Source organism: Segatella copri (genome assembly GCF_003465495.1).
GTDB classification, from domain to species: domain Bacteria; phylum Bacteroidota; class Bacteroidia; order Bacteroidales; family Bacteroidaceae; genus Prevotella; species Prevotella copri_G.
The window spans coordinates 469-7,380 of sequence record NZ_QSAV01000078.1; the positions used below are offsets into that span (position 1 = coordinate 469).

Consider the following 6,912-nt stretch of genomic DNA (forward strand, 5'->3'; position numbering starts at 1 on the left):
ATCTTTGCACCCGTTAAAAGAATTTAGAAGTAAATACAATAAAAATCCTATACGGAAATGAATTTAAATATGCACATAACATCACAATCATTCGTTCAGAGCTATCGACGCTTTGAACGGAATAGTTATGTACATACATCAAGTACATCAGATACAGCCGGTATAGGATTCCCACATCATTATTCGCATAGTTATTTCTATCGGGCATCGTAACAGCGTGCCCCACAGAGGACAAAAATAATACGAAAGAGTTGGAGTTTCCTTGCCGGGAGAATCCAACTTTTTCTTTTTAGTCAACTGCTTGCATATGCTCTGACATGGCGAGAAAAAGCTGGATGAAATCCAACCATTTTTTTACGCTTAAAATGAAAGAACTATGCCAGCAAATAAGAATGCCTTAATAAGGTACAAAACTATAGACAACTGTTTGAGAAACAGATACAGAAGATGGACTCTCGATGATCTCGTGGAGGCATGTAGCAACGCTCTCTACGACATGGAGGGAATCACCAAAGGAGTATGCGCCAGAACTGTTCAGATGGACATACAGATTATGAGATCTGACAAACTGGGCTACAATGCTCCTATCGAGGTTTATGATAGAATATACTACAGATACGCTGACCCTAACTATTCTATCACTGAAATGCCTTTATCCATAGAGGATTGCAAGCTAATAAAGAAGGCTATCATTCTTCTTGAAAACAAGAAGGATAAGAACAACGAAGACACCATCCAGGTGCTCAACAAAGTACAGGACAGACTCAAATCTATTCTGAACTTTGTGTAAGGATAAAGGAGGAAAATTATGAGTGAACATCAACGAGCCATCGTCTTACAAGAAAGCTAAAAGGCTTCTTTTCAAGCAAAATTGCCTGAAAAGAAGCCTTTCTTATGTGGAGCTTCAAGTAGGATTCGGACCTACGACCTGCTCATTACAAGGGAGCTGCACTACCACTGTGCTATTGAAGCATTTGGGAGTTTGATGGGGATCGAACCCATGACCACCAGAGCCACAACCTGGCACTCTACCAACTGAGCTACAAACTCCATATAAACTCCAGATGGATTCGAACCACCACCTCCAGAACCGAAATCTGGTATGCTACCAATTACACCATGAAGTTGTTTCTTAACTTGTCGCCCCAGAAGGAATCGAACCTTCGCTAACAGGACCAAAACCTGTTGTGCTACCATTATACCATAGGGCAAGTTGAGTTCGGGAGGTAGGACTCGAACCTACGAAGTCATCAGACAGCGGATTTACAGTCCGCCCTCGTTGCCACTGGAGCACTCCCGAATTTTAAAGTGGAGCCTCGTGGAGTCGAACCACGTTCTCGGGATTTTCAGTCCCGCGCATACACCAGGTCTGCCAAAGCTCCTTACTGATGTTGCCCTAGATGGAATCGAACCACCACTTGCAGATCCAGAATCTGCCGCACTACCGTTATGCGATAGGGCAAGTTTGCGGAGGCTAAAGGATTCGAACCTTTGAGACGTTGCCGCCTGCCGGTTTTCAAGACCGGTGCAATAGACCAACTCTGCCAAACCTCCAATATTGTGACTCGTGAGAGACTCGAACTCCCGACACCGACGTTCGTAGCGTCGTGCTCTGCTCCAACTGAGCTAACGAGCCAAAGTGCGGAAGCAGAAGGATTCGAACCTTCGGAACCTTTCGGTCCGGCACGTTAGCAGTGTGCTGGTTTAAGCCGCTCACCCATACTTCCTTGTTTTGATGATGCAAAGGTATAAAGGGAGAGTGAAGTCTTTTTTCGTAGCAAGGAAAAAGTTTCAAAAAAGTTGTTTTTTGAGCGATTTTTCCATAAAATTCGGCTAAATTCTGCCTAACAGCTTAAAATGAGCGATTTACGAGTGTTCCACCTCTATAGAGGTAATGATTTAGCAACGGTTCTAACTTCTGCATAATACATAAGTTTGCTTTGCTTGTCAAACAACTCTTTTCGAGGGCAAAGATACAAGTTTTATGTGGATAAACGGCAATCTCATTCATTTTTTAGATTTTATTTTCAGTTAGATGTTCTACGAGGTTTGCAAGTTTCTTATACGCAATTATCTATCGCCAAAATGTTAAAAAAGAGCTGTAGATTATATTTAAATGGTCATTGTTTCTTCTTTATGAAACAATATGCTTACCTTTGTACAAAAATGTATGGCGCAAAATATCTTCAAACTTGTCTTGACAGACGAGGCACAGAACTTTATTGAGAGTTTACCCGAAGCGGTATCTTACAAGATTTACTACAACATCAAGCGTGTTGCAGGTGGAGAACGCAACAAAGAACTCTTCAAGAAGTTGGAAAACTCGGAGATATGGGAATTTCGTACATTGTATAACAAAACTGCTTATCGCTTGTTTGCTTTTTGGGACAAGGATAAAGAAACATTGGTAATTGCCACCCACGGCATTATCAAGAAAACTCAGAAGACACCAAGCAAGGAGATAGCAAAAGCAGAAGCAATAAGAAGAGAATATTTCAAAAACAAGTGATTATGGCACAGATGAATCTTACCCCATTGGACGATGTGCTTGACAAGCATTTCGGTAAAGTAGGCACACCAAAACGTGATGCTTTTGAGAGTGATGTGGATGGAGCTTTACATGCCTATAGATTAGGCGAAGCCATCAAGAAAGCTCGTATAGAACAGAACTTGACACAAGAACAACTTGGTGAGCGTATTGGCGTGAAAAGAGCACAGATTTCTCGATTGGAAAGAGGTTATAGTATCACTATTCCAACCATGAGGAGAGTGTTCAAAGCACTGGGTGTAGTTACTGCAACGATTGACTTAGGTATAGCAGGTAAAGTTGCATTGTGGTAAAATCCAATTATCTATGGTATAAAAATGACAGAAAAGACAACAGACCTCATTATATCAAAGCTGCTCGATGCTTCAAGTATAGAGCACTACGCAGAGTCATGCCCTATTGAGGAAATCAACAAGGCTATGGTCTCTAAACGTGGTACAGGAAAGAAAGGCTTTCCTGAATACTTGGCAATATCGGGTGACTTTGTTATCGTAATAGAAGATAAGGCAAAGGTTGAGGACCAGGCAAAGTACTTGAAAGATAATGAAACTTTGCTGATGGATACTTCAAGCGTAACCAAGTATGCGGAGAATGGTGCGCTGCATTATGCGCTCAGTATCATTCAAAACACAAACTTCAAGAAAGTCATTGCCTTTGGTTGTTCGGGAACAGACGAGAAGCGCATTGTTATTCGTCCTATTTACGTTAGTCCTACAGGTTACAAAATTCTTCCAAAGGTCAAGGACTTCAGTCAATTCTCGACCGAAAATATAGAGCGTTACTACAATGAGATTATTTGCGGTAACGAAAGTATTGAACGTGTTGAACTGAAAACCATTCTTAGCCGTGCAAAGACTTTGCATGAGGATTTGCGCAACTATGGACAACTCGGAGATAGCGAGAAACCTTTGGTCGTATCTGCTATTCTTTTGGCATTAGAAGAAAAGGATTTCTCAACAGAGAATCTGACAGGGGATTCTATCAAAACTGATGGTCAAAAGATATTTGATGCCATGTCCGCACACATGGAAAGAGTAAAGGTTGAGCCACAGGTGAAAAAGAAAAGGGTTATAGACCAATTTAACCTCATCATCAATAGACCTGTGTTGTCTGAAAAGGATGAGCGATTGGGCAAATCCCCTTTGCGCTACTTTGCGGAATACTTGCACTCAAATATTCTAACTGCCATTTGCAACAACTCACCAGAAGACGTACTTGGTCGTTTCTATGGAGAGTTCATCAGTTATAGTGGTGGCGATGGGCAAACACTTGGCGTAGTTCTTACTCCAAAGCACATAACCGAATTGTTTACAGAATTGGCTGAAATCAAGCCTACCGACAAGGTGCTTGACCCTTGCTGCGGAACAGGTGGCTTCTTGATAGCTGCCATGCACAGAATGCTGACACAGGCAAAAGAGGAAGACAAGGAAAACATCAGAAGAAACAATCTTCACGGTATAGAGTTGCGTGACGATATGTTTTCCATTGCCACAACCAACATGATTCTGCGTGGTGACGGAAAGAGCAATCTCATCTGTGCAGACTTCTTGAAGCAAAAATTAGAAGACATGTACAAGAAAGGCTTTACCGTTGGTTTGATGAACCCACCGTATTCACAAGGAAAGACAAAAAGCACGGCACACTTGACGGAGTTGAAATTTATCTGTCACTTGTTGGATTGCGTAGGTGATGGTGCTCGTTGTGTTGTCATAGTTCCACAAAGCACAATGGTCGGCAAAACGAAAGAAGACAAAATCGACAAACAGTATATTCTCGATAACCATACGCTTGAGGGTGTTATAACGCTTAATACAGATACGTTCTATGGCGTAGGAACAAATCCTGTGATAGCCGTATTTACAGCGCATCAACCACACCCAAAGGATAAGTTAGTGAAGTTTGTCGATTTCAAAGATGATGGTTATGAAGTCTTTGCCCATGTTGGATTGATGCCAACAGATAGAGCTGCCGAGAGAAAGAAATACCTGCTTGATTGTTGGTTTCAAGGCAAGACTGCACCAAACTCTTTTATTGTGCGTAGCACCATTGAAGCAGATGACGAATGGCTGCACTCGTTTTACTATTTCAACGAAGAGATACCATCAGATGAAGACTTTGAAAAGACAATGGCTGACTATCTGACATTTGAGTTTAACATGATTACTCATGGACGAGGTTACTTGTTTGAAGAAAAGGAGGTGGCGAATGGATAAGCTATCACTCAAAAATAAAGATTGGAAAGATTTCTATCTTTCAGATTTCTTTGACTTTGAAAAGGGAAACCAAAATAATATGGCATCTTTGACGACAGGAACTTTACCTTTGGTCTCTGCCAAAAAGACAGACAATGGTTATAAAGGCTTCGTATCAAAGGAACAAAAGAAAATCTTTCGAGGTGATATTCTGACATTGAATAACGATGGAGATGGCGGTGCAGGAATAGCTTACTACCAACCTACCTCTATGGCTTTGGATAGTCATGTTTCCGCATTGATACCCAAGAGTGATTTGAATAAATACCATTTGCTGTTTGTCTCAATGTGTATAACAAAGCAAAGGGAACGCTTTGGACATGGGTATTCAATAAACGGTAACAGATTAAGAGCCTTTAAAATTATGCTTCCTCTTGCTGCTGATTGCACAAATCCTGATTGGCAGTTCATGGAGGAATACATGCGTCGAAAAGAAACATTATTATTGAAACCAGCAGTAGAGAAATTATGCAAGCGACTGATACACAAAGAAATTTTAGGGGGGGGTAAACTGCTCCGCTCTCAATGGAAACCTTTTAGTTTTACAGAAGTATTCACAGAAATACAGCGTGGCAAACGTCTCAAAAAGGCAGACCACACAGAAGGTACAGTTCCATACGTATCATCCACGGCACTCAACAATGGCGTGGATGGATTTGTCGGCAACGAGGGCAGCGTAAGAAAGTTCGAGGATTGCATAACCATTGCCAATAGTGGTAGTGTTGGTAGTGCATTCTTCCATCAATACGAGTTTGTGGCAAGTGACCATGTTACTCAGCTTAAACGTAAGGGATTGGATAAATATGCCTACCTCTTCATGGTGCCAATAATCAACCGTTTGTCGGAGAAGTACAGTTTCAACAGAGAAATAAATGACGAACGTATAAAGCGAGAAAAGATATTACTCCCCATTAATGATAAGGGTGAAATAGATTTCGATTTCATGTCCTCGTTCATGCAAGAGGTAGAAGCTGATATACTCAAAACAACTCTAAAGGTTTTCAAGAAGCGCTTGAACGCCAATGAGAACAAAATGGGGGGGGTAAAATGGAAAGCGTTCTTCCTTGAAGAAATTGCACAAATATCTTCGGGAAAAGACATCTACGAAAGAGAGCGTACAAGTGGGCAAACCCCTTATGTTACGGCGACAGCCAATAATAATGGCATCGGTTATTTCGTTGGCAATCAAAACGAAACATTGGAAAAGGGAAGCCTGTCTGTAAATCGAAACGGCTCTGTTGGGTATTGCTTTTATCATCCATACGATGCACTATATGGAAACGACACTCGCAAGCTGAAACCTATAAGAAACAACAAGTATGTTTCTCTTTTCATATCCATGTGCATAACAAATCAACGTGCCAAATATGGATATGGCTATAAAATGGGAACAGGACGTTTGAAACGCCAAAAGATTCTCTTGCCTATAGATGGCAATAGCCAACCAAATTGGGACTATATGGAGGCATATATGCAGAATTTGGAGCAACAGCAAATATTAGAATATCTTAGGCACATTGAAAGATAAAACCGTAAGTACAAGATGAACATTGAAGAAGTTAGAAAGTATTGCTTATCATTGCCAGATACAGAAGAAGCTATGCCTTATGGTGAAGATTGGGTGGTATTCCGTGTAGGAGGAAAGATATTTCTGCATATTTGGTTGGAAGCACCGATACCAACTATTGCAGTAAAGCTGCTACCCGAACGTGGAGAGGAATTGAGGGAAGAGTACAATGCCTTTTCTCCTGCGTACCATTTGAATAAGAAACATTGGAACGACATTTTTATTGAGGGGTCTTTTCCTAATAGAATGATAGAGGATTGGATAAAAGAATCATATGAGTTAGTGAAAAGTAAATTGCCAAAATCAACAGAAATGGTTGCTCAATAAAAGATGGAACATAGCTTTGTTGCATCTGCTTAGTGGCATTAGCAAAGAAGTTGCTTCGCTGTTCATGGGTGTTTGTTACTTGACATACTGTTTACAGTTGGTACACTCACTTTCTGCGACCATCGGGAGCAAAATTTCTCCGACCTCATGGTTGAGCGAGGAGTTTTGGGGTTCCCAAAACATAACCTCGCTCCCTCCTCTAAGAACAAAAGACGAGA

The 6,912-nt window shown here is 41.1% G+C and carries 5 protein-coding genes, 10 tRNA genes and 1 pseudogene; 6 read left to right on the plus strand and 10 right to left on the minus strand.

Features of this window, described 5'->3' with window-relative positions; all coding sequences use genetic code 11:
* Window positions 1–376: 376 nt before the first annotated feature.
* Window positions 377–656 (plus strand): annotated as a pseudogene (locus tag DWV53_RS16450) (hypothetical protein); the annotation flags it as partial.
* Between the two features lie 241 nt (window positions 657–897).
* Here DWV53_RS16450 and DWV53_RS14660 read toward each other — a convergent pair.
* The 10 genes from DWV53_RS14660 to DWV53_RS14705 all read right to left on the minus strand — a co-directional run bounded on the left by DWV53_RS14660 (window position 898) and on the right by DWV53_RS14705 (window position 1,727).
* Window positions 898–972 (minus strand) — tRNA-Thr (locus tag DWV53_RS14660).
* A gap of 5 nt (window positions 973–977) precedes the next feature.
* A tRNA-His gene (locus tag DWV53_RS14665) sits at window positions 978–1,050 on the minus strand.
* 5 nt (window positions 1,051–1,055) lie between these two features.
* A tRNA-Arg gene (locus DWV53_RS14670) sits at window positions 1,056–1,127 on the minus strand.
* 13 nt (window positions 1,128–1,140) lie between these two features.
* Window positions 1,141–1,211, minus strand: a tRNA-Gln gene (locus DWV53_RS14675).
* Window positions 1,212–1,218: 7 nt separating this feature from the next.
* A tRNA-Tyr gene (locus DWV53_RS14680) sits at window positions 1,219–1,300 on the minus strand.
* Between the two features lie 9 nt (window positions 1,301–1,309).
* Window positions 1,310–1,382, minus strand: a tRNA-Phe gene (locus tag DWV53_RS14685).
* A 9-nt stretch (window positions 1,383–1,391) separates the two neighbouring features.
* Window positions 1,392–1,462: transfer RNA gene (locus DWV53_RS14690), tRNA-Gln, on the minus strand.
* A 6-nt stretch (window positions 1,463–1,468) separates the two neighbouring features.
* Window positions 1,469–1,554, minus strand: a tRNA-Ser gene (locus tag DWV53_RS14695).
* Window positions 1,555–1,561: 7 nt separating this feature from the next.
* Window positions 1,562–1,636, minus strand: a tRNA-Arg gene (locus tag DWV53_RS14700).
* Window positions 1,637–1,642: 6 nt separating this feature from the next.
* A tRNA-Ser gene (locus DWV53_RS14705) sits at window positions 1,643–1,727 on the minus strand.
* A gap of 443 nt (window positions 1,728–2,170) precedes the next feature.
* Here DWV53_RS14705 and DWV53_RS14710 point away from each other — a divergent pair.
* From DWV53_RS14710 to DWV53_RS14730, 5 genes are read left to right on the plus strand one after another with little or no spacing between them, the layout of a single operon-like run.
* The gene (locus DWV53_RS14710) at window positions 2,171–2,509 is read left to right on the plus strand and encodes a type II toxin-antitoxin system RelE/ParE family toxin (RefSeq protein ID WP_118155348.1); all 339 of its coding nucleotides are present in this window, start codon (window positions 2,171–2,173) and stop codon (window positions 2,507–2,509) included.
* A gap of 2 nt (window positions 2,510–2,511) precedes the next feature.
* Entirely contained in the window at window positions 2,512–2,841 is a 330-nt protein-coding gene (locus DWV53_RS14715; RefSeq protein ID WP_053397536.1) for a helix-turn-helix transcriptional regulator, read from the plus strand.
* 24 nt (window positions 2,842–2,865) lie between these two features.
* Window positions 2,866–4,761, plus strand: a complete 1,896-nt coding sequence (locus DWV53_RS14720; RefSeq protein WP_118155350.1) for an HsdM family class I SAM-dependent methyltransferase — start codon at window positions 2,866–2,868, stop codon at window positions 4,759–4,761.
* Complete coding sequence (locus DWV53_RS14725; protein ID WP_158570063.1) at window positions 4,754–6,328, plus strand: restriction endonuclease subunit S; 1,575 nt, start codon at window positions 4,754–4,756, stop codon at window positions 6,326–6,328. Before DWV53_RS14720 ends, DWV53_RS14725 begins: the two co-directional genes overlap by 8 nt.
* A 15-nt stretch (window positions 6,329–6,343) precedes the next feature.
* Window positions 6,344–6,694, plus strand: coding sequence for an MmcQ/YjbR family DNA-binding protein (locus DWV53_RS14730; protein ID WP_053397539.1), 351 nt, complete (start codon window positions 6,344–6,346; stop codon window positions 6,692–6,694).
* The last annotated feature ends 218 nt before the right edge of the window (window positions 6,695–6,912 follow it).

Coding starts and splice junctions, on each gene's coding strand:
- DWV53_RS14710 (WP_118155348.1), top strand. CDS start 2,171: ATGGCGCAAAATATCTTCAAACTTGTCTTGACAGACGAGGCACAGAAC.
- DWV53_RS14725 (WP_158570063.1), top strand. CDS start 4,754: ATGGATAAGCTATCACTCAAAAATAAAGATTGGAAAGATTTCTATCTT.
- DWV53_RS14715 (WP_053397536.1), top strand. CDS start 2,512: ATGGCACAGATGAATCTTACCCCATTGGACGATGTGCTTGACAAGCAT.
- DWV53_RS14730 (WP_053397539.1), top strand. CDS start 6,344: ATGAACATTGAAGAAGTTAGAAAGTATTGCTTATCATTGCCAGATACA.
- DWV53_RS14720 (WP_118155350.1), top strand. CDS start 2,866: ATGACAGAAAAGACAACAGACCTCATTATATCAAAGCTGCTCGATGCT.